Raw genomic sequence first — 23,701 nt, 5'->3', positions numbered from 1 at the left:
ATGGCAATTCCAAATAAGCAAGTAAAATCTAATACTAATATTTTAGATAATAGACGCACCCAAACTCGCATCCAGGTTCGCATTCCTAAAGACTTGCATGAGGAACCAGTCATTTCACGACTGGTTTCTCAATATGGCATCACAGTCATTATTGCTGATGCTCAGGTAAGCGCAAACGTGCCACAATATAGCTGCTTCGATCTGGAACTGCGAGGTACTGTTTCCCAAATTGAAAGCGCCCTAACTTACCTGGATGAACTGGATTTAGAAGTTTTGCACTAATCCAGCCCTGAAGAAGATGGTTGGTAGATTTAGTTATGAGTTAGGAGTTAGAAGTTAAAAAATTCATAATTCGTAACTCCTAACTTTTAACTCTTAACTTTGTTTAAGCCATTTGATTTTCAATCGCCCACCGCGCTAATTCAGTGCGGTTGTGGAGATTGGTTTTGCCCAACATATTGGACACATGACTTTCAACCGTGCGCTGACTAACATTTAGTTCTTCAGCAATTTCACGGTTAGCTAAACCTCTAGCAACAAACTGAACTACTTTCAGTTCAGTTGGGGTTAACTGGACATCGAAGGGAACCTGGATACGGGAACCGTTTTCGCCTCCTTTTGCTTGGTGTTCTTTCCAACGGATAGTTTGTTTCAACGAGGATTCAACTTGGGCTACGAGTTCTTCTGGTTCAAAGGGCTTGACCATATAAACATCAGCACCTTTATTCAGACCCTTAACTCGGTCTGCACTTTGTCCCTTAGCTGAAAGGAAAAGAACCGGAATCCAACTGGTGCGTTCGTTTTGCCGGACTTGTTCCACAAAAGTATATCCGTCCATTTCCGGCATCATCACATCGCAGATGATCATGTCTGGAACATCTTGCTCTAAAATTTCCAGAGCTTCACGTCCATTTTCGGCGGTGATGACTTCGTATCCCCGGAATTCTAAGTAATCCTTCACCAGCAAGATGAGGTTAGGGTCATCATCAATCAATAGAAGTCGTTTGTGATCTTTCATGCTGGGCTCTTTCATAGCAGTGGCACTTGTCGCGCTTCGGTCCATCAAAGTCTTGAATATTTATCCTCTATTGTGGGTTATTCGAGATGTTGTCCTTTTTCCTACTTAACTTGCCTTTGCTGTCTCGAAGTCTCAAAAATGCCGAACACTTTCAACAGACTAGTAGCTCGATAGCAAAAGTCCAGCAAGGATACGTATAGCAGTAGTATCTATAATGCGCTATTATATATCGCATTGAAAGGGGCGGGGTAAAAAACACTGATAAAATAATAATCCTTCTGACTTACAAGTTAAGTATTGGCTTAAAGATGACCCTACCTCAAAATCAACCCGCACTTTCTTTAAGCTTACTGCCATAACATATCCTTCGATTGTTAAGCCTCTATAAGGAGTTCACAAGAAACTAGGGAAGTTTTTGGCAAAGGATGGGTTAAAAACGCATATTCTTTTACCACCTTATTGCCTATTCAGTGTTCTTGGATCATCCGCAAGGTAACTTCCGGGTTTACTTGGCGACACCATCAGTGTAAACCACCATTATGAGTCTAGAACAAGAAACACGCAAGCAGTTGGCTTTTGTTCTAAAGACGCAAATGGCATAACTCTAGTATGCGGCTCATTGAGTTTGAACTGTTTAAGTCGCTTTTTAAGCATTCCCAGGATTCCAGACTAGCTCGTTTTGAGTAGAAATTAACAATTGTCTGGTCAGCACAAATAAAAATGTGTTGCAGATTTTTTGCAATTTCTAAACTTTCTACATAATTACTTAGGGTTTTATGTTCTAGAGGTTTAGTGGTTTTGGGATTTGATGCCTGGACTGGATCGCTGTGTTGTTACTCATCGAGCAGATCCCTTTTCCAAGCTTTGAAAATTGGGGATTGGGGGATGAGGGAAATAATAAAGTAATATTTTCTCCTTCTGCTCCCTGCTCCCCTGTTTCCTCTTCTCTACTCCCCACTCTCTACTCTCTTCGTAGCTTACAGAACAAAACCTGAAAGGTAGAAATAATTAAGCATTTATACTTAAGTACATTTATGACCCTCTAGTTCGGGAACCCGTACTCAAGGGATTCTTGCTATTGGACTCTACTTTTAGGTAAATTAGCACTCAGGAGTTGAGAGTGCTAAACTCTGGAGAAAATAATTATGGCAGCTTTATCTCTAAGCGTTTCTACAGTTAAACCTCTAAGCGATCGCGTTTTCGTAAAAGTGAACGCTTCTGAGGAAAAGACCGCAGGTGGTCTGTATTTGCCCGACACAGCCAAGGAAAAGCCCCAGGTTGGGGAAGTAGTCGCCCTTGGCCCTGGCAAGCGTAATGAAGACGGTAGCCGTCAGGAATTGGAAATTAAAGTCGGCGATAAGGTGTTGTACTCCAAGTACGCCGGCACTGACATCAAGCTCGGCACCGAAGAATATGTACTGCTTTCTGAAAAAGATATTTTAGCAGTTGTTATCTAGTGGGGAATAGGGAACAGGGAATAGGGAACAGGGAACAGGTAATGTCAAAAATAAAGACAATGCCCTATGCCCCATGCCCAATGCCCAGTGCCCAATACCCAATTCAAGAAAAAATTGACCTAATCCCTGGATTTAGACACCTATGGCAAAGCGCATTATCTACAACGAAAACGCCCGTCGCGCTCTAGAGCGAGGCATTGACATTCTGGCTGAGGCTGTAGCTGTTACCCTTGGCCCCAAAGGTCGTAACGTAGTTCTAGAAAAGAAATTTGGCGCGCCACAAATTGTCAATGACGGTGTGACGATCGCCAAAGAAATCGAATTAGAAGATCATATTGAAAACACTGGTGTAGCTCTGATTCGTCAAGCTGCTTCTAAGACTAATGATGCTGCGGGCGATGGTACTACCACTGCTACCGTTTTAGCTCATGCGATCGTCAAAGAAGGCTTGCGGAACGTTGCAGCTGGTGCTAACGCAATTTCGCTCAAGCGCGGTATTGACAAAGCTACTGCCTTCCTAGTAGAAAAAATCAAAGAACACGCCCGTCCAGTGGAAGATTCCAAAGCCATTGCCCAAGTTGGTGCGATCTCGGCTGGTAATGACGAAGAAGTTGGTCAGATGATTGCCCAAGCAATGGACAAGGTGGGCAAGGAAGGCGTAATTTCCCTAGAAGAAGGGAAATCTATGTTCACCGAGTTGGAAATCACTGAAGGGATGCGCTTTGACAAAGGCTACATCTCTCCATATTTCGCTACCGACCCTGAGCGGATGGAAGCGGTTTTTGATGAGCCTTTCATACTACTGACCGATAAGAAAATTGCTTTGGTGCAAGACCTTGTACCAGTGTTAGAGCAAGTAGCTCGTGCTGGTCGTCCTTTGGTGATTATCGCTGAAGATATTGAAAAAGAAGCTTTGGCAACTTTAGTAGTAAACCGTTTACGCGGTGTACTCAACGTGGCTGCAGTTAAGGCTCCTGGCTTTGGCGATCGCCGCAAAGCACTACTAGAAGACATCGCTGTTTTAACTGGTGGTCAACTAGTTACCGAAGATGCTGGTCTGAAGCTAGATAACACCAAGCTGGATAGCCTGGGTAAAGCTCGCCGAATCACCATCACTAAGGACAGCACCACAATTGTTGCCGAAGGTAACGAAGCTGCTGTTAAGGCTCGTGTCGAACAGATTCGTCGTCAAATCGATGAAACCGAGTCTTCTTACGACAAAGAGAAACTGCAAGAGCGTCTTGCTAAACTCTCTGGTGGTGTTGCTGTAGTGAAAGTTGGTGCAGCGACCGAAACCGAAATGAAAGACAAGAAACTGCGCCTAGAAGACGCTATCAACGCCACCAAAGCTGCTGTGGAAGAAGGTATTGTTCCTGGCGGTGGTACAACTCTGGCTCACCTTGCTCCTGAATTGGAAGAGTGGGCAAAGAGTAATCTTAAGGATGAAGAGTTGATTGGTGCGTTGATTGTCGTTCGCGCCTTACCTGCCCCTCTGAAGCGGATTGCTGAAAACGCCGGTCAGAATGGTGCTGTGATCGCTGAACGCGTGAAAGAGAAAGAATTTAGTGTTGGCTACAATGCTGCAACAAACGAATTTGTCGATTTGTTAGCTGCTGGTATTGTTGACCCTGCGAAAGTGACTCGTTCTGCTCTGCAAAACGCTGCTTCCATCGCTGGTATGGTGTTGACAACCGAATGTATTATAGTTGACAAGCCTGAGCCTAAGGATGGCGCCCCTGCTGGCGCTGGTGCTGGCGGCGGCGGCGATTTTGATTACTAATACTTTGTAATCCCGTGTTTGTAAAAATAGCTGCTTCCCTTGTGGAGGCGGCTATTTTTTTATATCAAGATTCAGATGTTTCAAACGATAAAATAACGAAATGGAAGATTACCAAGCCGCTTTTATGCAGCTTCAGTAGTGCTGTTAGCGGAAGCGGGGCGTTTAGCCCGTGCTGAGTACAACCCCATAGTTAAAACCAGGGGATTGAAAACTTGGACGTATTTTTTCACAGCATGGCGAGTCCCTTTAAAAAATATTTTGTTTTTTTCATAAATAAATTTAGGGGCTTGTGACCCAATGAGTGGTCAAAGTCACATGACTAACTCAACTATCATTTTACTCGTATCCATAACATGTTAAACGCCTAACACTTTACTACATCAGACAGATGGTAGATTCACGAATACGTAATGATGATTAAGATTAAGATAGATCAATAACACAAGCGTAACTAATAACTCAGCACAGGCTACGCTAACAAAACTAAAAGTATGGAACTATATTTAATTCGTCATGGCATCGCCGAAGACAAGGGATTAAACATCAAGGATGAGGAACGCAGCTTAACCAAAGAAGGAAGGCAAAAAGCTGAGAAAGTTGCCCAAAAACTTGTTAAATTAGGTTTAAACTTTGATTTAATTCTCACTAGTCCCTTAGTGCGGGCCCGCCAAACGGCTGAAATCCTCGTAGCAGAAAAACTAAGCTCTCAATTCGAGGAATCTAGCCACCTCGCGCCCGATGGTCAAATTTCTAGTTGGCTCAAAGACTGGTTAGAACCAAAAAATTATTCCCAAAATACCCAACTGGCGCTGGTTGGACACGAACCTAGTTTGAGCAATTGGGCAGAAATTCTGCTGTGGGGAGAAGCCAAAGCAAGCTTAGTCTTGAAAAAAGCAGGTATGATTGGGATAAAACTACCAGAAACAGGTTCTCCTCTGGGTCGGAGTCAGATGTTTTGGTTGACACCACCCAAGTACCTGCTATAACAGTTTTTCAACATTTTCGATTGTTGTTAGAACGGCTACTGTTATGGCGGCAATAAATTTCTGGTAAGTTAACTTGATCAGATATTTCACAAAGCAAATGGTGTTGCCATGATGGTGTGCGAATACAAGCCTGGTTTAGAAGGCATTCCCGCCGCCCAATCAAGTATCAGCTATGTTGATGGGCAAAAGGGAATACTAGAATATCGTGGCATTAGGATTGAAGAATTAGCAGAAAAAAGTACATTTCTAGAAACTGCTTATCTCTTAATCTGGGGTAAACTGCCAAGCAAGGAAGAACTGGAAACATTTGAGCATGAAGTTCGTTACCACCGGCGGATAAAATACCGCATTCGGGACATGATGAAATGCTTTCCAGAAAGCGGCCACCCAATGGATGCCCTACAAGCCTCTGCTGCGGCTTTAGGTTTGTTTTATTCGCTCCGAGATTTACATAATCCTGTCTACATTCGAGATTCAGTGGTGCGTCTGATAGCAACCATTCCCACAATGGTAGCAGCCTTCCAACTGATGCGGAAAGGCAACGATCCCGTGCGTCCCCGTGATGACTTAGACTATTCCGCCAACTTTCTATACATGCTCGATGAGCGAGAACCCGATCCTCTCATGGCGCGGATTTTTGATATCTGCTTGATACTTCAAGTCGAGCATACAATGAATGCTTCTACTTTCAGTGCCAGAGTGACAGCTTCCACCTTGACTGATCCTTACGCGGTGGTTGCAAGTGCTGTGGGAACTTTGGGTGGGCCTCTGCATGGTGGAGCCAATGAAGAAGTAATTCAGATGTTGGAAAAAATTGGCTCTGTAGAAAATGTCCGTCCCTACATAGAGGACTGTCTGCAAAGTAAATCTAAGATTATGGGCTTTGGACATCGTGTGTATAAAGTAAAAGACCCACGAGCCATAATTTTACAAAATCTTGCAGAGCAATTGTTTGAGAAGTTTGGCCATGACAAGTTCTATGACATTGCTCAAGAAATGGAACTAGTGGTAGAGGAAAAACTCGGTAGCAAAGGGATTTATCCAAATATTGACTTTTACTCCGGTTTGGTGTATAGAAAGATGGGTATTCCTACAGACTTGTTTACACCAATATTTGCGATCGCACGTGTTGCCGGTTGGCTAGCCCACTGGAAAGAACAACTAGCAGAAAACCGGATTTTCCGTCCTACCCAAGTTTACAACGGTCTGCACGAAATTACTTATACTCCCATTGACAAACGGTAAATGGGCATAGGGCATGGGGCATTGAAAAGAGGCAGAGGGGCGGGGTGCGGGGGGCGGAGGGGAAAACTCAAACTCTCTTCTCCCTTGCTCCCTGCTCCCTGCCCCCTTGCTTCTTCCCGGCTCCCCCCGTCCCCTCAATAGCCAATCTCAATGCCAACCATAAGTAGAAGTTCTCATCGCGCTTCAGGGTGGTCAAACCATCCAACGATATACTAGGCATGGGAATTGGCAACAAATCTTCAATTGGGCGTCATCTGGGCAAAAATTAAAAATGGGTGAATTTACAGGTATTAATTTAACTAATAGTTGTAATTCACCATGACTCGATGTCTTAAAGAGCGGAAACATGAATTCAGGAATTGACCTCCAAGGAACTTTTATTGAATCCCTCCGGGATTTAGGTATACCAGCAGGAACAGCCAAAGCGATTTGGATGCCCTTGCCAATGATACTGATGCTGATTGGGGCAACAGTGGGGGTATTAGTTGCTACTTGGCTAGAACGGAAAATTTCTGCCTCCGCACAGCAGCGAATTGGGCCAGAATACCAGGGGCCTTTTGGGTTGCTGGTGCCTGTAGCGGATGGTCTGAAGTTGTTATTTAAAGAAGATATAGTACCAGCCAAATCTGACCCTTGGCTGTTTACCCTCGGGCCAATTATTGTTGTAATTCCGGTATTTCTGTCGTTCCTGATTGTGCCCTTTGGACAGAATATCATAGTTAGTAATGTGGGTATGGGCGTATTCTTGTGGATTGCCTTGTCAAGCATTCAACCCATTGGCTTGTTGATGGCTGGCTACGCATCTAATAATAAATACTCCCTCTTGGGGGGCTTGCGGGCAGCAGCGCAATCTATTAGTTATGAAATTCCATTGGCTCTGGCGGTGTTAGCGATCGCTATGATGTCTAATAGCCTCAGCACCGTTGATATCGTCAATCAGCAATCTGGCTACGGCATCCTGGGCTGGAACATTTGGCGACAACCAATCGGTTTTCTGATTTTTTGGATAGCCGCCCTAGCTGAATGCGAACGATTACCCTTTGACTTACCGGAAGCGGAAGAAGAAATCGTCGCAGGCTATCAGACTGAATACTCAGGTATGAAATTCGGTCTGTTCTACCTGGGTTCCTACGTTAACTTGATCCTTTCTTCCTTACTAGTAGCAATTCTCTACCTGGGCGGTTGGGACTTTCCTATTCCCCTCAACCTCATCGCTGGTTGGCTGGGGGTGAGTGAATTAAATCCCGTGTTCCAGATAGTAACTGCTTCTTTGGGAATCACGATGACTGTCTTCAAAGCCTATTTACTAGTGTTTGTCGCCATCCTGTTGCGCTGGACAGTGCCACGGGTACGGATTGACCAACTGTTAGATTTAGGATGGAAGTTTTTGTTACCAGTCGGCTTGGTTAATCTCCTATTAACCGCCGCCCTGAAACTAGCCTTTCCCTTCGCCTTCGGCGGGTAAGCCAATTTTAGATTTTAGATTTTAGATTTTAGATTAAGTCTGAAATCTAAAATCCAAAATCCAAAATCCAAAATTGAAAAGAGAGAGACACAAAATGCTAAAGTTCCTGAAACAAGTTGGTGATTACGCCAAAGAAACGGTACAAGCTGCGCGTTACATTGGTCAGGGGCTTTCTGTCACCTTCGATCACATGCGGCGGCGTCCAATTACCGTACAGTACCCTTACGAGAAACTGATTCCTGGCGAACGGTTTCGCGGTAGGATTCACTTTGAATTTGATAAGTGCATCGCCTGCGAAGTTTGCGTCCGCGTTTGTCCAATTAATCTGCCTGTAGTAGATTGGGAATACGACAAAGCCAGCAAAAAGAAAAAACTCAACCACTACAGCATTGACTTTGGAGTTTGTATCTTTTGCGGTAATTGTGTGGAATTTTGCCCCACTAACTGTCTATCGATGACAGAAGAGTATGAGCTTGCCACTTACGATCGCCATGAATTGAACTTTGACAACGTGGCACTAGGTCGTCTGCCCTACAAGGTAACAGATGATCCAATGGTGACACCACTGCGCGAACTAGTTTATCTACCCAAAGGCGTCCTCGAACCCCACGGACTACCCGCGGATGCACCGCGTCCAGGTGCGCGTCCAGAAGACTTGGTAGAACAAACAGAAAAATAAATGTCATTTGTCATTTGTCCTTTGTTATTTGACTAATGACCAATGACCAATGACCAATGACCAACGACCAATGACAATTGACTAAGGACAAAAAACAGTGAATCTAGCAGAAGGAGTACAGTTAGTATCACTTGGCATACTGGGCGTGATGATGATTGGGGCAGCCATTGGTGTGGTGCTGTTCTCCAGCATTGTCTATTCTGCCTTTTTGCTGGGGGGTGTGTTCATCAGCATAGCGGGAATCTACCTGTTGCTAAATGCTGATTTTGTTGCGGCTGCACAAATACTAATTTACGTTGGGGCGGTTAACGTGCTGATTTTGTTTGCCATTATGTTGGTGAACAAGCGAGAAAATTTTGTCGCATTTCCCAACTCTTGGGTGCGAAAAGTACTGACGGGTGTAGTCAGTGTAGGATTGTTTGGTCTTTTAAGTACGATGGTGCTGGCTACTCCTTGGGCTTACTCAACTACTCCTGTGGCGGGTGGCGAAAGTTCTATAGTTTTAATTGGAGAACATTTCTTCACTGACTTTTTACTGCCTTTTGAACTAGCTTCCATTTTGCTGCTGATAGCAATGGTAGGAGCAATTATTTTGGCACGCCGCGAGTATTTGCCAGACCTGTTGACACCATCCAAACTGGGGCAAACTGTTTTGACTTTGCAAGAACGCCCCAGAGAACTAGTATCAACAACTAGTGAAACCAAAGAGTAATATTTGCGACCGAAATCGCAGAAAAACAGGCAGCTTTTTCAGGAGGGATACCCAGATTCATGCAACTCCAGTACTTTTTATTACTAGCAGCAGCTTTATTCTGCATCGGCATCTACGGTTTAATTACCAGCCGCAACGCTGTGCGGGTGCTGATGTCAATTGAGTTACTGCTCAATGCTGTTAATCTGAATTTAATGGCATTTTCCAACTTCCTCGACTCAACATTAATTAAGGGTCAGGTTTTCACAGTATTTGTGATTACCGTGGCCGCGGCCGAGGCGGCGGTGGGTTTAGCGATCGTGCTGGCCATTTATCGCAACCGCGATACCGTCGATATGGAGCAGTTTAATCTCCTGAAATGGTAATTGCGCGTGCAACTAAAGCAGGTAATCATTGCTTATAAAGCGCGGGATGCCCAAAGTAAACAATGGGCAGAAATCTGTGCGAAACAACTAGAAAGTCGCGATTGCCAAGTGTTGATGGGGCCTAGCGGGCCGAAAGACAATCCCTATCCAGTCTTTTTGGCTTCGGCGAGTCAACCAATCGATCTCGCTTTGGTACTCGGTGGCGATGGTACTGTTTTAACCAGTGCCAGACATTTAGCCCCAGCTGGCATCCCAATTCTGGGAGTGAATGTGGGAGGTCATCTGGGGTTTTTAACTGAGTCGGTGGAAGAGTTTCAGGATACGGAGAAAGTTTGGGATCGGCTGTTTGAGGATCGCTATGCTATCCAACGACGGATGATGTTACAAGCTGCGGTGTATGAGGGTCATGGGTCTAATTTGGAACCTGTGAGTGAGCGTTACCTCTCTTTGAATGAATTTTGTGTCAAACCAGCCTCAGCTGACCGAATGATTACCTCAATTCTGGAAATGGAAATTGACGGTGAGGTAGTCGATCAATACGTCGGGGATGGGTTGATTATTTCCACTCCCACAGGTTCTACTGGTTACACTGTTTCTGCTAATGGGCCAATTATGCACGATGGTATGGAGGCGATTACCGTCACTCCTATTTGTGCAATGAGCCTTTCTAGTCGCCCTCTCGTTTTACCCCCTGGTTCTGTGGTGAGTATTTGGCCTTTGGGGGATTACGATTTGAGTACCAAGCTGTGGACAGATGGGGTTTTAGGGACTTCAATTTGGCCAGGACACCGCGTTGATGTGCGGATGGCAGAGTGTCGGGCTAAATTTATTATTTTACGCGAGAACAATTCCTACTATCAGACGTTACGGGAGAAGTTGCTGTGGGCAGGTACAAGGGTTCACTACAGCAATAATCATCGTAATTAATTAAGTATTTTAGAGTGCATTTACCGCAGATGGCGATCGGGTTGGCAATGTCTACGACGGGCTACGCCAACGCAACCAAAACCATCCAAGCCCCTGGATTCATCCGGGGGCTTTCTGCCTGATTTTAATTCTTTTAACTGACTTGCATTTATAGCCTATATCAAAGAAAAATTTTGTATCTTATTGCCAGATTTTTTAGGAATTAATGCCCATAATAAAAGCACTCTACCTCTAATCCCAGAAAGTAAAAAAGCTTTCTCAAGGATCTTTTATCGAAAACCGTCTCAATTATCCTTCGACACATTAATGCATAATGTGAGCTATTTTTATAGTACCTAAATCCTAGTAGGATATTTTCGCAAATCTAAGTAGGAAGATAGATGGAAGTTTCTGGACGCCACATCAATTACCCACTGAATCCTCTTCCGCCTCTTGAAGATTTTCCCGTCCTTCAAACTGAAAAATATACCCTACGGCTGGCGTCAACTGAAGAAGAATTAGAATCAATTTTTCGGTTGCGCTTTGAAGTTTTTAATCTTGAACTAGGCTTAGGATTCTCTACTTCTAACTTTACCCAGATGGATATAGATAAGTTTGATGCGGTTTGCCATCATTTAATCTTGTTCTCTAAACAAACGGGTAAAACAATTGGAACTTATCGGATGCAAACCTATACAATGGCTTCTCAAAGACTAGGCTTTGATGCTGCTGATATATTTAATCTTAATGGAATTCCTGATTCTGTGCTGCGAGTATCTGTAGAAGTTGGACGTGCATGTATAGCTAGAGAATATCGCAATAGTCAGGCACTTTTATTACTTTGGGAAGGTCTAGCAAATTATCTGATCTGGAGTAAAAACCAATATTTATTTGGATGTGCATCGTTACTAACACAATGTTCTTGGCAAGCTACTTGCGCTTATGATTATTTTCGGCAGAATGGCTTGATGCATCCGAGTATTTTGGTCTATCCAAATTCAAAATCTTCTCTACAACTGCCTCAAGATTGTCCAGATTCATCTAATTTTGAAATTCCTAAAATTTTGCAGGCATATTTGAATATTGGGGCTAAAATATGCAGTGTTCCAGCTATTGATTCGCAGTTTAAGACTATTGATTTTTTAACTATATCTAATAGTAAAGACTTTGCTAGATGGCGTTACCAAATTTTGTAAAAATTCACTTTTGTCCGAACGATTGTCTGGATGATGCTAGACAGGTGTTCGTCTCACAGGCAAAAAACGTTACTTAGTATAGGTTTTTATTCTAAAATTGTAAGTAGAAATATACTTTTACTATAAAGTAAAAGTATGTAAAGTAATAATCTAAACATAAAGATATGAAACTGCCTTTAAGTTCATCTCCAACTCAATCTAGGCAGACTAGAGAGCAATTTGCTAACCCAGATACTTACTTAGATTATGAATTGGGTAAGGCAGTGCAAGAACTACCACCGCTTTATACAAGATTAGTAGGGATAATCTTAAGTGTGGCAGTATTTGGTGCGATCGCCTGGGCAGGGTTGAGTAAAGTAGATGATGTAGCTGAGGCTCATGGTAAGTTGATTCCAGGTGATGAAGTGCAGCCAGTGCGATCGCTTAGTGCTGGCAAAATTAAAGATATCAATGAAACCAGGGTAAAAGAAGGTCAACAGGTATAAAAGGGTAACAGTTTCTACTAAAAAAGATTGGTTATCGGCACCGCGATTAAAAGTTTCATTTAGGCAATGGCGTAGTATCGGTGTAGCGACTAAATTTAAAACGACGAACAGGGGAATTACAGCCAAAGCCACCCAAGTGAGGGTGACACTGTAAGCAAACATGAGTACGAGATAGACTACAGAAAAGATGCTGTCAAGGATGACAGTTAAGGCTGTACCTGTGAGAAAAGAGCGAATATTTTCGAGTTCCTGCGCTCTTGCAACAGTATCGCCTACCCGACGCGACTCAAAATAAGTTAAGGGTAGACGCATCAGTTGGCGAAATAGCTGAGACGATAAACTTAAATCAAGGCGATTGGCAGTGTGGGTAAAAATGAATAGCCGCAAGATGCCCAAAATTGCTTCAAAAATCGCCACACCCAAAAGAGCGATCGCCATCACATCCAAAGCATTACGGCTACCAAACACCATTACTTTGTCAATGATGTACTGAGTGATAATTGGCGTTGCTAACCCCAACAATTGCAGCGCCAAAGAAAGTAATAGTACTTCTCCTAATAACTTCCAATGTTTCCAAACCGCAGGAACAAACCAACTCAGGTTAAACTTCTGCTGATTATCCTGCTCTTGAATTAATTCAACTTGCCAAAGTTGTCCATCCCAATTTTCTTCAAGCATTTTTTGGGGAATGCTTTGGCAAGTTTGACTGAGGTTGGTAGGAAATGCGATAATTAAGCGATTGCCCCTAACGCCATAGATAACAATCCACTCTTCCCTTCGCCAAAGCAACAAAGCCGGGAAAGTTAATGAGCGCAAATCATTCGAGGTAACTTGTAGCTGTCGCACTTGCAGTCCGAGTTTTTCCCCGGCTTCCATGACATCGTGAGGGCGTTCTCCCCGCAATTGACGCTGTACCGAATCAAATGGGATCGGATTTTGGAGATATTGCGCCGCCATTGTTAAGCAAGCAGCCGCAGTATTAGGACTCAAAACAAATGGATAACCTGATACTGGTTGAGGTAAATTAATGTCTATTGACTGATAGCGCGATCGCTCTTGCTGCCAAAAGTGATTTAATTCTAGAGAATAAACTTTTTGCCACAGTTCTGCATCCCAGCGCATTACCTCCACATTTTTAGATGCTACAGCTTTCAAATCTCCAGAAAGCTCTAGTAAATCCCCAAACCAATCTCCTGCTTCTAAAGTTCCTAATGAATTAGGTTTTCCATTTTCTTTGAGACGCACTTTACCCGAAACAATTAAGAATTGCTTTCCCGGAATACCCGTAGACCAAATTATTTCTCCTGTCTTATATCGACGAATTTCGCTTTGGGTTTTAAATTGAATTTGCTGCTCTGTAGTTAGTAAGCACAGTGGCAAACTTTCCCATTTTAAGTAGATTTGTAAGTTCATAATTAACCTTAGAACTTTACCTGAAGCTTGACATTAATCTTTTGAATTTTCTCTTCTAGCCATTGATTGAAAAGCTCATCTTCTAGTTCTTGCTTCAGTTGTTCTTCTAACGAAGCTTCTAAAAGTTTTTCCACACGGACTAAATACCAAAGTCCATTAATTTCTAGTGGCCCAATCAACTCACCAGTATTGGCTAAATCAAGACTTGCTCTGAGTACATCTGGCATTGTAGCCCGACTGATTGCTCCCATCATTCCATTAAAAATTCGGTCATCTTCAACAGAATATTCCTGGACTAGCTGCTCAAATCTAGCCCCATCTTCGACAATTTGACTTTTCAATTCTTCAGCCAGTGCTTGATCTTCTACAACTAAGCGCGACAAAACTACTCTATCTAAAAATATCTTACGTTCAATAAAATATTCCTGAAGGTTTGGTTCAGTAATTTGAGCTTTCAATTTTTCCAACTTGAGGTTAGAACCGATTTGTCTGCGAAAGGTAGCATAATCTATACCCTTATTTGCAAGCCATTCTTGGAAACTTCTGTAGTCAGTCAGCTGATGCTCTAATCGAAAATCCATTACTAGTTGATCGATTAAATCACCACCAATATCAAGTTCTTCTATGGCTTGTAGTTCTTGCTCGATGATATACTGGCTAAGAATTTCCCAGATGACAGAGTTAAGTCTATCGGAAGACTCCAGGTATCTTAATGCTTGACCTAGAGAAATAGGCTGGTCATCGGCTGTTAAAAATATAGTAGACTCGATCATTGAAGGTATTTTTATAGCTTATAAATCTAACCAGATTTCCGCAGGTCGTCTGTTTGCCAATATTGCTCTTGTTCGTGAGTGCGTAATATAAGTACCTACAAGATATAGTCGCATAATTTCGGACTTGACTAAAAGAGATTGTCTGTGGCTGCTGACAAAACTTGCAGTTTGAACCAGTTTTGCCGGATTTGATACAACCTTACCCAATTCTTTTCAGAGTTAATAGAGGAGAGGTGTTCATCGCCAATCTCCAAAATCAGATGACCCTCAATGTACGGTTAGCTGATGTCTTACACCTGTCATAACAACCGCCTGGGAATTCATGATGCTGTAGCATAATTAACCGCAGGGTCTAACCCATCACCATAAAAGCCTTGACTTGGCGGTGTTTATCTGCTCGTGACTGAATTATTTTAGACAAATTCTTAGGAAACCTACTTATGCGCCATCTCAAATTTGCTCCGAGTTGGTTGCGATTTTTAATTATTTTCTTATTGGCGATGGGTATTTTGTTTCGCTTCTTTAACCTTGATGGCAAAGTTTACTGGCATGATGAAACTTATGCCTCATTGCGGATTTCTGGTTACACAAAAACCGAAGTAAAACAGCAACTTTTTAATAATCGTGTCATTGGTGGAGAAAGTTTTACTCAGTTTCAAGGTGCAAATCCAGAAAAAAACTTAAATGACACAATTATGTCTTTGGCAAAACAAGATCCACAGCATCCACCGTTATATTACATCATAGCCAGATTGTGGATGGAGGTCTTTGGTAATTCGGTAACGGCGATAAGAAGTTTATCTGCCTGTATTAGTTTGCTGGTTTTCCCTTGTATTTATTGGCTATGCCGAGAATTATTTAATGTGCCATTATCGGTTTCTGGTGTTGCGATGCCTGCGGCGGGCGTAGCCATCGCACTCATGGCTATCTCTCCCATTCATTTAGTATACGCCCAAGAGGCACAAGAATATATTCTTTGGTTAGTCACGATCTTACTATCCAGTGCGTCTCTGTTGCGAGCTATGCGGGTAGAAGATGAGCTAGCAAAAGAACGACAAAGACCAGATTTATTTGCTATCTGGAGCATTTATGCAGTAACTTTAGCCATTAGTCTTTATACATTTCTTTGGAGTGTATTTGTAGCACTTGCTCACGGCATTTATGTGATGATCGTCGTCAAATTTCAGTTTACTGAAACTGCCAGAGCTTATCTGATAGCATCAATGGTAGGTTTTTTAGCCTTCATGCCTTGGATAACAGTTGTAATCGGTAACTTTTTTCAATTTTTGATTTCAGCAGATAAAACAACCTCACAGTCATCTTTAATGACTGTGTTTCCATTTTTAATAATGCAGTTAAGCCGGATTTTTTTTGATATCAACCTTACTTCAGAAAATTCTCTAAACTATTTAATTACACCAATATTTTTAACTTTGGTAGGATATGCAATTTATTTTCTTTGTCAAACAACTAACTATAAAGTCTGGTCTTTTATCATCACATTAATTATAGTACCAGTACTACCCCTAATAATGCCAGATTTAATTGCTGGGGTTATACGATCATCTATCGAACCATATTTAATACCAGCTTATTTAGGAATCCAATTAGCTGTTGCTTATCTGCTAGCTACACAAATATGTAATGCGAGCGTGTCACGCCGGAGCATTTGGCACACAATCATGGTATTAGTAATTATTTGTGGTCTAATTTCTTTTAAGGTGAGTTCCCAGGCAGAAACTTGGTGGAATAAAGGTATGAACTATGGCAATCCACAAGTTGCCCAAATCATTAATCAGGCGAATCGTCCACTTTTGATTAGTGATTCTTTAAGCAATAATTATGGGGATGTTTTTTCTCTCAGCTATCTTTTGGAACCAAAAGTGCGATTTCTGTTGGTGAATAATCAAAAAACGCCTAAAATCCCTAATGGGTTTACTGATGTGTTTTTACTTAATCCTTCAGACACTTGGCGCGAAACAATTGAAAACAAATATAAGCTAAAGACAGATATCGTTTATAGTGATGACTATTATTCGATCTGGAAACTTACTAAAAATCGTAATTTGCGCCGACGTAATATGTCGCCTAATAATATTTAATTTTCATCAGATGTTTCGAGTACATCATAATTGTCTACAAGTTATTGTGAAATTTAGTTATGCGGCGTCTCAAACTTACTCCAAATAGGTTGCGGTTTCTCATTGTCGTTTTGTTAATGGTTGGTATATTTTTTCGCTTTTTTAACATTGACGGCAAAGTTTATTGGCATGATGAGACTTTTACTTCATTACGGATTTCTGGTTATACGGCAGATGAAGTAAAGCAGCAAATATTTAATGGTCGCATAATTACTAAAGAAAGTTTTGCCAAATTCCAAAGTCCTAATATGGAAAAGGGCTTAATTGACACAATTATGTCTTTGAAAACAGAAGATCCACAGCATCCACCCCTGTATTATATAATCGCTCGGTTTTGGGTGGGAATCTTTGGTAATTCGGTGACGGCAATCAGAAGTTTATCTGCTTTTATTAGCTTGTTGATTTTTCCGAGTATTTATTGGCTATGTCGAGAATTATTTAAAGCATCGGTGTGGGTATCGGAGGTTGCGATCGCACTTATGGCAATCTCCCCTATTCACCTAGTATACGCCCAAGAAGCACGAGAATACATTCTCTGGATAGTAACTATATTACTATCTAGTGCCTCATTGCTACGAGCATTACGGCTGGAATCAAAAGATAAAGCACCACGCATGTTAAATTGGGGAATCTATGCAGTCACTTTAGCACTCAGCCTCTACACATTTTTATTGAGTGGATTGGTAGCATTCGCTCATGCAATTTATGTAATTGCGACTGCCAGATTTAGGTTAAATCGGACAGTTAAAGCATATATATTAGCATCTTTAACAGGGTTTTTCGCCTTCACACCTTGGATATTAGTTGTAATAGATAACTTTTGGCAATTTGACAGTTCAACAGCCTGGACAAAAATGCAGTTTCCCTTAGAGATTTTAATTAAATCTTGGCTTTTACAGTTGAACCGGATTTTTCTTGATTTAAACTTTGCTTTTGAAAATCCCATTAGCTATATAATTACACCATTTTTTTTAATACTTATTGGATATTCTATTTATTTTATTTGTCAAACAACTAACTATAAAATCTGGTTATTTGTCGTCACCTTGATTATAATTCCTGCACTACCTTTAGTGCTACCAGATTTAATCTTGGGGGGTATACGCTCGCTTTCCGAGCGTTATTTATTGCCTTCTTATTTAGGCATTCAATTAGCTGTTGCTTATCTCCTGACTACGCAGCTATATAATGAGAGTCTTGTACGCCGAAACATTTGGCAGACAATTACAGGATTAGTGATTATTTGTGGCTTAGTTTCTTATGGAGTGAGTTCCCAAGCTGAAACTTGGTGGAGTAAGGTGATTAGCTATGGTAATCCACAAGCTGCAAAAATTATTAATCAGGCTGCTCATCCACTTTTGATTAGTAATGATTCTGGTATTAATTATGGAAACATCTTTTCCCTCAGCTATCTTTTACAACCAAAGGTACAGTTTCAATTAGTACAAGACCAAACTATCCCCAATATTCCTGATGAGTTCACTGATATTTTTTTACTAAATCCTTCAGATAGCTGGCGTAAGCAAATAGAAAGCAATTACCAGTATAAAACAAATGTTTTATATAGTGACAATCATTACTTGCTCTGGAAAGTAGAAAACCCTCACTCATTGCACTAGCATGATATACTAAGTTTGGGAAAATTATTCAGTACTTGAGAAAACTAAAATTTCAGATTTGAGAAACTATCATCGCTCTTACATCTACTTTTTTATCAAATAGAATTCGTGGTTTCAGGAAAATTTTAAATATTAATAATAACGAATGTAATTCTCCTGGTGCATTCTGGCGCTTCCACTGTCCAGGACGACAAAAGAGCATTTCTACAAGGCGGCGATGTTGATTTAAACTTACTGATTTAAACCTAAGACGCACTGTGAAAGATTCATCTTTAAACCCAGTACTCACAAGCTCACCAGTTAGCCACAAATTTTCTTCTATAATTCCTATATTTATTAGCTGATGGGCAAATAAATAGATGGGTAATTTCTGAGTCAGAGCGATTTCAACACCTGCTTCTGAAATCATTGTAGTCACACCCCACAAATTCTGATCGCCAACTCTTAACTGCACTATTCGCCGCAAATTAAACCATTCATACATATCTGCTTTTGGTGCATCTACTAAAATTAAAATGGTGATACCAATCATAATCAAATTATAAATATTCCACAGCCAACCTAAATTAATACCTGTCATTTTTTGCGTAGTTTCTGGTGCAATATTTAGATTTAGCCACAAACTAATACCAGTAGCAATAAACAAAATTATGAGAGGTATGGCTAAATTCCAATTAAAAGTATAACGATTCTTTACTATACCTTTTGGTGTAACTTGAAATCCTTTGGCAAAAGGATAAATCATCACTTGTAGGGTATTTATTGCCAAAGGAAAACAGATTATTAGTGAATAAATATCTGAGAGTAAGGCTGAACAGGAACGATAAGTCAACCAAGAAAATGTTGCTAAATTTACTAAATAGTAAGGCAAGAAAAAAAATAATAATTCTGCTGCTGTTGAGTGGATGGGAATCACATGAAAAAATGAATATGCTAATGGGATAAGCAGAAAATAAATGCGCGATATATTGCCAAACCAATATAGCAATGCTGCTAAACAAGCTAATCTCTGCATAAGAGTTAGCCCAGGAATTTTTAAAGGATTAGATTTAATAAATAGCGCCTGGAGTGTACCTTGTCCCCACCTTAATCGTTGAATTGCATAGCCGACGATATTTTCTGCTGCTAAACCAGCGCTTAACTTTTCGTTTAAATAAACTAAACGATAGCCTTGAGCAGATAAGCGAATTCCTGTGAAATAATCTTCACTTAAAGATTCAATTACAAAACCCCCAACTTTCTCTAAAGCACTTCTGCGAACAACAAAGGATGTACCAGCACAGATGGCACTACCTGAAGAATCACGACTTGTCTGAATTTGCCGATGAAATAGTTCTGCTTCATGGGTGAGAACATTTTCTAAACCTAGATTACGGGCTATGGTATCAGCATTATAAAAGCTTTGAGGTGTTTGTACAAGGGCAACTTTTGCATCTTGAAAAAATCCAACAGTGCGAGTGAGAAAGTTATTAGTAGGGATAAAATCAGCATCAAAAACTACTATTAATTCTCCATTAGTTTTAGCGATCGCATGATTCAAATTACCTGCTTTCGCATAACTATTATCAGGTCGCGTTATATAATAACAACCTAATTCTTCTGCCAAATCCCTCATTTCTAAACGATTAGTATCATCCAAAAGATAGATTTTTTTACTTGCATAAATTAGGGCTTGACAACCAATAATTGTCCGCCGTAATATAAGAACTGGCTCGTTATAAGTTGGTATAAAAATATCAACAGTTGGTACAAAGCTACCACTGAGTACAGCTAATGATTTCATGTCTGCTTCTCGGTGGCGTTCTTTGATATTCAACATAAAAAATAGCTGTATAGTGCTATTGACTATCACTAACATCTCTGCAAAAAATAACCCTAGACTAAATACCCCATTCAACGGATCTACTAAATTTAAGCTAGAGAGCGATCGCCACAGAACATACCGCAAAGTTAAAATGATTAAAATTACCACTATTAACCGTTGCGACCAAATCCGTGGTATTGGAGATATTTTCATCACGATAAACACAGTTAACAAGCATCCAACAGTGGGTAGTAGTAAATATTTCCCCTCCATTCTTGGAACTTCTAACCACATTGGTGGGTGCATTTGCCAGTAATTGATTTGAGCAAAAATTCCACTAATTCTATTTTCACCAGCGAACCATCCTGCTATAATGATGCCAGAAAATAAAACAATGCCTAATAAAATTAGCGTTGCTGTGTGGAATTGAATAACTCTCTTAAAAACAGTATTTTGAGATAGTTTATAGCTAAACTTTGATCCTGACATTTTGCCCTTTTCCACCTAAAACTATTCTGCGAAAAAGCATTTCACCCATTTTTGTAGCATATTTTTTTTAAAAAATGTAACAAAACATTTTTAATGCTGATTAATGTATTTTTTAATACACAGTAATATTTTTTAGAGTCATAATCTTTTATAAGATATTCAAATATTTGCTTGATTAAAATCAGCTAAAAATAACAGAAATAAATATTAAACAAATTCTCATCTCAAATTAATTTAAATGATGGTACGATGACCTAGATTATCCTTTGAGATGAATTCAATGATTCATTTAAAGGTGTTGTATGCAAATAACAGATTTTCTTAGTCTTGTACATCCAGTGATCGCAATCATATTTGTGTTTCCACTTATCGGTACAGTAGTGAATTTTGCTTGGCAAACACGGCAACGCCGATTGCAAATGTTAGCTGGGAGTAAGAGCAAAATTCCTCCGGTGGTGGGTGGAGAACATAAGCAGTTAGGTGAAAAACTAACAAGTGCAGTTGTTGGATTAACTTTAATTGGATTAAGCTATCCTATTGGCAAAAATATTATCACAAATCAATTGTGGAATAAAACACCTTTTCAAGTTGTTTTTATACTGTTACTATTTGCTGCCACAATCGCCTCTTTAGTATTTCTTTATCGGGCAAAACAGCGCGTATGGCGAGCAGTTTTTGCAACTTTAGCTGGTGCAGGTTTAGTCATTTTAGGCTGTCAGGATGGAGTCTATCGCCGTACTAATGAGTGGTATTGGTCACATTATTATATTGGAATTACCGCAGCACTACTGATGATTTTTTCATTAGCAATTTTTCAAGATATTTATCAAGATAAATCCAATCGCTGGCGTATCATTCATACGATTTTAAACTGTATTGCTTTGTTACTATTTATTGGACAAGGAATGACAGGCACACGAGACTTATTAGAAATTCCTCTGAGTTGGCAAGAACCCTATATTTATCAGTGCGATTTTGCTAATAAAACTTGTCCAACGTCAAATCCTCAAGTAGGAAAATAGGGTGCGGAATGGGGGAGAAATAAATTAAAAATTAAAAATTAAAAAACTTCTGATCAATGTCGAATCATTCCAGTGGTAAAGTCACAATTACTCTTGTGCCAATACCCTGCTCACTTTCTAATTGAATATGACCACCATGTAGTTCCACACATTTTTTAACTATAGTGAGGCCTAGTCCTGTTCCTTGAATTACACCTACATTACTGGCGCGATAGAAGGTTTGAAACAGACGGGCTTGGTCTTTGAGGGGAATGCCCATTCCCGTGTCTCTTATCTGGAAAATTGCAAGGCTATCTTTGCAATTTAAATCAAACCAAATAGTGCTATGTTGAAGAGAATATTTGATGGCATTAGAAATCAAATTGGTTAAGATACAATTTAGTAGGTCTTCATCCATTTGGGCTTGGGTAGATTCTCCTTCACAAGTAAAGATAATAGTGTGCTGACTACCTGCATTAATTTGAAGGATATCTGTGAGTTCGCTGCAAAAATTTTCTAAATTTAAAAGTGTAGGTTTATATTCGAGTTTTGCTGCTTCTGTTTTACTCAAAAACAATATCTCATCTAAGAGATGAAGCATTTGGTTTATAGCATTTTGTATACGATTAAAATATTTAGTTCTCCGGTCATTAGTTAGTTTATCACTGTTATATTCCAGGATATCTACAGCCGTCCGAATTGTAGTCATAGGGGTGCGAAACTCATGGGAAACCATTGCAACAAAGTTTGACTTTAACTCGTTGAGTTCCTGTTCCTTTGCTAGGGCTTGACGGGTGCGTTCTTCACTTTCCCGTAGTTGGTTAAGAATTTCGCTCCTTTCAATGGCATAGCGAATAGCACGCACTAGCCTTTGTATAGTGATTTGATCTTTAACTAGATAGTCTTGTGCGCCTTCTGCTAATGCTTGCATTGCTAAGTCTTCATCATCAAGACCTGTTAACACCACTACTGGAATATCGGGTACTGCTGCCCGAAATTCTTTCAACGTATCCAATCCAATAGAGTCTGGGAGGCTGAGGTCTAACAAAACTAGGTCGAATCTACGTTGTCTTCGACTCACTATCTGAGAATTATCAAGGGTGGATGCGGAGTTTTCTCTGCTAGCATCTATTGCCTCAGATAGCCGTTCAACATGTAACATCTGCCATTGTTCTTGATCTGCATGTAAAAATATCTGGTGTAGCAGATGGGCATCACTGGCACTATCTTCTACTAATAGAATGTGAATTATGAGCTTTTCCATAGTACAGGGTTATATCAATTTGTTAGATAATCACCTGATTTTCTATTTGTTAGACAGGGGTTAATTGTCTAGTTTTATAAATAACAGTTAAAATTTCCAACCCAATTACTTTTGTGGTAATCTTGCTGCTATCAGTCAGAAATCTTTTATCAGCTGCACAACTTGAATAAACTGGTAGATATCAATGGGTTTTGTGACCTAGCAATTAGCACTGAGGTTATAGGATTGTAGGATATCCTGCTCATCATTTGAGGTAGTAATTATGACAACAGGAATGGACTTAAGATTTGGGTCTGATTTAATTTCTGTTAACACTTCACGCCCATCCATTCCGGGAAGATTTAGACCGAGTAAGGTTAAATTTGGACGGGGAACATTAGTAAACTCTTCTTGCTCCCGTAAGTAGTTCATAGCACTTTCACCATCTTCAAGCCTGTGCAAATTGTTGGCGATTTGAGCATTTGAAAAGCCTTTGATGGTTAGGTTAGCATCACTAGGAGAATTTTCAACTAGCAAAACTTCAATAGGTCGCAATGCTTGACGAGGAATCATGCAGTTATTATAGAGTTATTAGGCGGATATATAGTATATATACTAAAGATACCTTAATTTGCGTTGAGGGTAAGATAGAAAACTGTTCCTACGCCTGGTTCCGACTCAGCCCAGATGCGACCACCATACCGCTCAAGGATTTTTTTGCAGATAGCTAGACCAATGCCTGTACCAGGAAATTCTCGGCGAGTATGAAGACGGCGGAAAACCTCAAAAATCCGCTCAAGATACTAAGACTTTAACTTGACACCTATGGCATCTTGCCCGCCCCTTCTTTATTTTTCCCATCCTCTGCACCCAAAACCAAAAAAAAATCCCCCACCTTCCGGCAGGGGATTTTTATTACTTATC

General features: G+C 40.6%; 20 protein-coding genes and 1 pseudogene. 14 read left to right on the top strand and 7 right to left on the bottom strand.

Annotation, left to right across the window (positions count from 1 at the left end; translation table 11 throughout):
• Positions 1 to 282 carry an NIL domain-containing protein gene (locus HWQ39_RS09210; protein WP_292843588.1) on the top strand — a complete coding sequence of 94 codons (282 nt, stop codon included), beginning with the start codon at positions 1 to 3 and terminating at the stop codon, positions 280 to 282.
• A 103-nt stretch (positions 283 to 385) separates the two neighbouring features.
• Here HWQ39_RS09210 and HWQ39_RS09205 read toward each other — a convergent pair whose 3' ends face one another.
• Positions 386 to 1,063, bottom strand: coding sequence for a response regulator transcription factor (locus tag HWQ39_RS09205; RefSeq protein ID WP_012407592.1), 678 nt, complete (start codon positions 1,061 to 1,063; stop codon positions 386 to 388).
• 1,100 nt (positions 1,064 to 2,163) lie between these two features.
• Between HWQ39_RS09205 and groES the strand changes: the two genes are divergently transcribed.
• From groES to HWQ39_RS09155, 10 genes are all read left to right on the top strand, one after another.
• On the top strand, positions 2,164 to 2,475 hold the full coding sequence (gene groES, locus HWQ39_RS09200) for a co-chaperone GroES (RefSeq protein ID WP_012407590.1): 312 nt from the start codon (positions 2,164 to 2,166) through the stop codon (positions 2,473 to 2,475).
• Positions 2,476 to 2,617: 142 nt separating this feature from the next.
• Positions 2,618 to 4,255, top strand: coding sequence for a chaperonin GroEL (gene groL, locus HWQ39_RS09195; protein ID WP_292843587.1), 1,638 nt, complete (start codon positions 2,618 to 2,620; stop codon positions 4,253 to 4,255).
• 491 nt (positions 4,256 to 4,746) lie between these two features.
• Entirely contained in the window at positions 4,747 to 5,241 is a 495-nt protein-coding gene (gene sixA / locus HWQ39_RS09190; RefSeq protein ID WP_292843586.1) for a phosphohistidine phosphatase SixA, read from the top strand.
• 108 nt (positions 5,242 to 5,349) lie between these two features.
• Positions 5,350 to 6,486, top strand: coding sequence for a citrate synthase (locus HWQ39_RS09185; RefSeq protein WP_292843585.1), 1,137 nt, complete (start codon positions 5,350 to 5,352; stop codon positions 6,484 to 6,486).
• 346 nt (positions 6,487 to 6,832) lie between these two features.
• Complete coding sequence (nuoH, locus tag HWQ39_RS09180; protein ID WP_292843584.1) at positions 6,833 to 7,951, top strand: NADH-quinone oxidoreductase subunit NuoH; 1,119 nt, start codon at positions 6,833 to 6,835, stop codon at positions 7,949 to 7,951.
• Positions 7,952 to 8,045: 94 nt separating this feature from the next.
• Positions 8,046 to 8,630, top strand: a complete 585-nt coding sequence (gene ndhI / locus HWQ39_RS09175) for an NAD(P)H-quinone oxidoreductase subunit I (protein WP_292843583.1) — start codon at positions 8,046 to 8,048, stop codon at positions 8,628 to 8,630.
• Between the two features lie 97 nt (positions 8,631 to 8,727).
• Positions 8,728 to 9,342, top strand: coding sequence for an NADH-quinone oxidoreductase subunit J (locus HWQ39_RS09170; RefSeq protein ID WP_292843582.1), 615 nt, complete (start codon positions 8,728 to 8,730; stop codon positions 9,340 to 9,342).
• A gap of 59 nt (positions 9,343 to 9,401) precedes the next feature.
• Positions 9,402 to 9,707 (top strand): NADH-quinone oxidoreductase subunit NuoK, encoded by a 306-nt coding sequence (gene nuoK / locus HWQ39_RS09165; RefSeq protein ID WP_006199065.1) that lies wholly within the window; start codon positions 9,402 to 9,404, stop codon positions 9,705 to 9,707.
• A gap of 6 nt (positions 9,708 to 9,713) precedes the next feature.
• Positions 9,714 to 10,634: an NAD(+) kinase gene (locus tag HWQ39_RS09160; protein WP_292843581.1), complete on the top strand. Its 921-nt coding sequence runs from the start codon at positions 9,714 to 9,716 to the stop codon at positions 10,632 to 10,634.
• Positions 10,635 to 11,014: 380 nt separating this feature from the next.
• On the top strand, positions 11,015 to 11,809 hold the full coding sequence (locus HWQ39_RS09155; protein WP_292843580.1) for a GNAT family N-acyltransferase: 795 nt from the start codon (positions 11,015 to 11,017) through the stop codon (positions 11,807 to 11,809).
• 479 nt (positions 11,810 to 12,288) lie between these two features.
• On the opposite strand, the pseudogene HWQ39_RS09150 reads toward HWQ39_RS09155, so the two are convergent.
• Together HWQ39_RS09150 and HWQ39_RS09145 are read right to left on the bottom strand one after the other, a co-directional pair.
• Positions 12,289 to 13,707 (bottom strand): annotated as a pseudogene (locus tag HWQ39_RS09150) (ABC transporter transmembrane domain-containing protein); the annotation flags it as partial.
• An 8-nt stretch (positions 13,708 to 13,715) separates the two neighbouring features.
• Positions 13,716 to 14,477 carry a peptidylprolyl isomerase gene (locus tag HWQ39_RS09145; protein WP_292843750.1) on the bottom strand — a complete coding sequence of 254 codons (762 nt, stop codon included), beginning with the start codon at positions 14,475 to 14,477 and terminating at the stop codon, positions 13,716 to 13,718.
• Positions 14,478 to 14,920: 443 nt separating this feature from the next.
• Between HWQ39_RS09145 and HWQ39_RS09140 the strand changes: the two genes are divergently transcribed.
• Together HWQ39_RS09140 and HWQ39_RS09135 are read left to right on the top strand one after the other, a co-directional pair.
• Entirely contained in the window at positions 14,921 to 16,582 is a 1,662-nt protein-coding gene (locus HWQ39_RS09140; protein ID WP_292843579.1) for a glycosyltransferase family 39 protein, read from the top strand.
• 59 nt (positions 16,583 to 16,641) lie between these two features.
• Complete coding sequence (locus HWQ39_RS09135; RefSeq protein ID WP_292843578.1) at positions 16,642 to 18,240, top strand: glycosyltransferase family 39 protein; 1,599 nt, start codon at positions 16,642 to 16,644, stop codon at positions 18,238 to 18,240.
• A gap of 52 nt (positions 18,241 to 18,292) precedes the next feature.
• On the opposite strand, the gene HWQ39_RS09130 is transcribed toward HWQ39_RS09135, so the two are convergent.
• The gene (locus HWQ39_RS09130; RefSeq protein WP_292843577.1) at positions 18,293 to 20,533 is read right to left on the bottom strand and encodes a glycosyltransferase; all 2,241 of its coding nucleotides are present in this window, start codon (positions 20,531 to 20,533) and stop codon (positions 18,293 to 18,295) included.
• 302 nt (positions 20,534 to 20,835) lie between these two features.
• Here HWQ39_RS09130 and HWQ39_RS09125 point away from each other — a divergent pair, with 302 nt between their 5' ends.
• Positions 20,836 to 21,555: a DUF4079 domain-containing protein gene (locus HWQ39_RS09125; protein WP_292843576.1), complete on the top strand. Its 720-nt coding sequence runs from the start codon at positions 20,836 to 20,838 to the stop codon at positions 21,553 to 21,555.
• A gap of 64 nt (positions 21,556 to 21,619) precedes the next feature.
• Here HWQ39_RS09125 and HWQ39_RS09120 read toward each other — a convergent pair whose 3' ends face one another.
• The 3 genes from HWQ39_RS09120 to HWQ39_RS09110 form a co-directional block, all read right to left on the bottom strand.
• Complete coding sequence (locus tag HWQ39_RS09120; RefSeq protein WP_292843575.1) at positions 21,620 to 22,798, bottom strand: HAMP domain-containing sensor histidine kinase; 1,179 nt, start codon at positions 22,796 to 22,798, stop codon at positions 21,620 to 21,622.
• A 198-nt stretch (positions 22,799 to 22,996) separates the two neighbouring features.
• Positions 22,997 to 23,350, bottom strand: a complete 354-nt coding sequence (locus HWQ39_RS09115; RefSeq protein WP_366932243.1) for a response regulator — start codon at positions 23,348 to 23,350, stop codon at positions 22,997 to 22,999.
• A gap of 53 nt (positions 23,351 to 23,403) precedes the next feature.
• Positions 23,404 to 23,568 carry an ATP-binding protein gene (locus tag HWQ39_RS09110; protein WP_366932249.1) on the bottom strand — a complete coding sequence of 55 codons (165 nt, stop codon included), beginning with the start codon at positions 23,566 to 23,568 and terminating at the stop codon, positions 23,404 to 23,406.
• Between the last annotated feature and the right edge of the window lie 133 nt (positions 23,569 to 23,701).

Source organism: Nostoc sp. NMS8 (assembly GCF_017115045.1).
Classification (GTDB): domain Bacteria; phylum Cyanobacteriota; class Cyanobacteriia; order Cyanobacteriales; family Nostocaceae; genus Nostoc.
Note: the sequence above shows the minus strand (reverse complement) of the source record. Positions and strands in the feature narration are given on the sequence as shown.

Coding starts and splice junctions, on each gene's coding strand:
- HWQ39_RS09135 (WP_292843578.1), top strand. CDS start 16,642: ATGCGGCGTCTCAAACTTACTCCAAATAGGTTGCGGTTTCTCATTGTC.
- HWQ39_RS09125 (WP_292843576.1), top strand. CDS start 20,836: ATGCAAATAACAGATTTTCTTAGTCTTGTACATCCAGTGATCGCAATC.
- HWQ39_RS09120 (WP_292843575.1), bottom strand. CDS start 22,798: ATGGAAAAGCTCATAATTCACATTCTATTAGTAGAAGATAGTGCCAGT.
- ndhI (WP_292843583.1), top strand. CDS start 8,046: ATGCTAAAGTTCCTGAAACAAGTTGGTGATTACGCCAAAGAAACGGTA.
- HWQ39_RS09140 (WP_292843579.1), top strand. CDS start 14,921: ATGCGCCATCTCAAATTTGCTCCGAGTTGGTTGCGATTTTTAATTATT.
- groES (WP_012407590.1), top strand. CDS start 2,164: ATGGCAGCTTTATCTCTAAGCGTTTCTACAGTTAAACCTCTAAGCGAT.
- groL (WP_292843587.1), top strand. CDS start 2,618: ATGGCAAAGCGCATTATCTACAACGAAAACGCCCGTCGCGCTCTAGAG.
- HWQ39_RS09115 (WP_366932243.1), bottom strand. CDS start 23,350: ATGATTCCTCGTCAAGCATTGCGACCTATTGAAGTTTTGCTAGTTGAA.
- sixA (WP_292843586.1), top strand. CDS start 4,747: ATGGAACTATATTTAATTCGTCATGGCATCGCCGAAGACAAGGGATTA.
- nuoH (WP_292843584.1), top strand. CDS start 6,833: ATGAATTCAGGAATTGACCTCCAAGGAACTTTTATTGAATCCCTCCGG.
- HWQ39_RS09185 (WP_292843585.1), top strand. CDS start 5,350: ATGATGGTGTGCGAATACAAGCCTGGTTTAGAAGGCATTCCCGCCGCC.
- HWQ39_RS09205 (WP_012407592.1), bottom strand. CDS start 1,063: ATGGACCGAAGCGCGACAAGTGCCACTGCTATGAAAGAGCCCAGCATG.
- HWQ39_RS09130 (WP_292843577.1), bottom strand. CDS start 20,533: ATGTCAGGATCAAAGTTTAGCTATAAACTATCTCAAAATACTGTTTTT.
- HWQ39_RS09155 (WP_292843580.1), top strand. CDS start 11,015: ATGGAAGTTTCTGGACGCCACATCAATTACCCACTGAATCCTCTTCCG.
- nuoK (WP_006199065.1), top strand. CDS start 9,402: ATGCAACTCCAGTACTTTTTATTACTAGCAGCAGCTTTATTCTGCATC.
- HWQ39_RS09210 (WP_292843588.1), top strand. CDS start 1: ATGGCAATTCCAAATAAGCAAGTAAAATCTAATACTAATATTTTAGAT.